The organism is Streptococcus sp. DD11 (assembly GCF_001578865.1).
Classification (GTDB): Bacteria; Bacillota; Bacilli; order Lactobacillales; family Streptococcaceae; genus Streptococcus; species Streptococcus panodentis.
In genome coordinates this window covers 44346-45351 of record NZ_KQ969399.1, presented here as the reverse complement: position 1 = coordinate 45351, position 1006 = coordinate 44346, and the positions used below count along the sequence as shown (strand labels likewise).

Sequence of the window (1006 nt, the reverse complement as noted above, 5' to 3'; positions counted from 1 at the left end):
TTAACCAGGGGAAGCGACAGCTTAGGCATTCTGATGTTATCAAGGAAAAAGAAATTAAACCAGGCATGTTTTATGTCGATAATGGTATTATGGTCTATGTAGTTTCTAAAGGGCCGGAGTTTACAGACAAAAATGGCTACAGTAATGCAGAGCTTCATATTATTTATGAAAATGGAACAGAAAACAAAAAAGCGCTGCTCAGATCTTTTGTTTCTAATCTTCACGATAGCACGCGCTATGGTCGAATGGTGACAGAAGTCATAGATGATGTAATGACTGGAACAAGTATAGAGGATCGCGTGACAACTGGGTACATCTATGTCGCTAAGTCTCTCAGTCCACATCCTCAAATTGCAAGTCTTAATAATCTCTATAAGATAGGCTTTACTGAGAAAAGTGTAGAAAAAAGATTAGAGAATGCTGAAAGCGAGGGTACTTATCTTTATGCCCCTGTCCATCTTGTAATGAGTTTTGAGGTGAAGAATTTTAGTGCCAGAAAACTTGAAACGACTCTTCATCATTACTTTGCGAATAGGCAATTGGATATCGAATTGCTAGCTCCGAGCGGTCAGAGTTTCATCCCTAAAGAATGGTTTCTAGTTTCGCTAGAAGAGATCAAAGAAGTAATTCAAAAAATCATCATGGAGCTAAGTGTTAGATAAAAACGGAAACAGTTGCCGTTGTGCTCGAAGCTCTAAAGATAGGGGGTGAAAGTGCAGAAGGAAAATTTGATTGAATACTTTGTGAAAACTTTACTTATATAAGTCAAACCAGTTTATTCAAAGGATAGACTGGTTTTTCTTTGTGAAAAACCTATGAGCATAAGTTTTGACAGGGCTTACAGGATTCGATAGAATGAGATTATAGAATTTATGCTTAGAAAGGCAAAAACATGTCCACTTTAGATAAAAATCTTTTATTAGAGATGTTCCGTAAGATGGAAGAAATCCGTCGCATGGACTTAAAAATTGCTCAGCTTGTAAAAAAGGGGAAAGTGCCCGGCATG

Annotated in this window: 1 protein-coding gene and 1 pseudogene; both read left to right on the top strand. The window is 37.4% G+C overall.

Translation table 11 applies throughout. The annotated features are described in order from the left end of the window. A partial coding sequence (locus STRDD11_RS12950) for a GIY-YIG nuclease family protein (RefSeq protein WP_164828504.1) occupies window positions 1-662 on the top strand: 662 nt, incomplete at its 5' end. A 230-nt stretch (window positions 663-892) separates the two neighbouring features. Beyond that, window positions 893-1006: pseudogene (locus STRDD11_RS14845) on the top strand (pyruvate dehydrogenase); the annotation flags it as partial.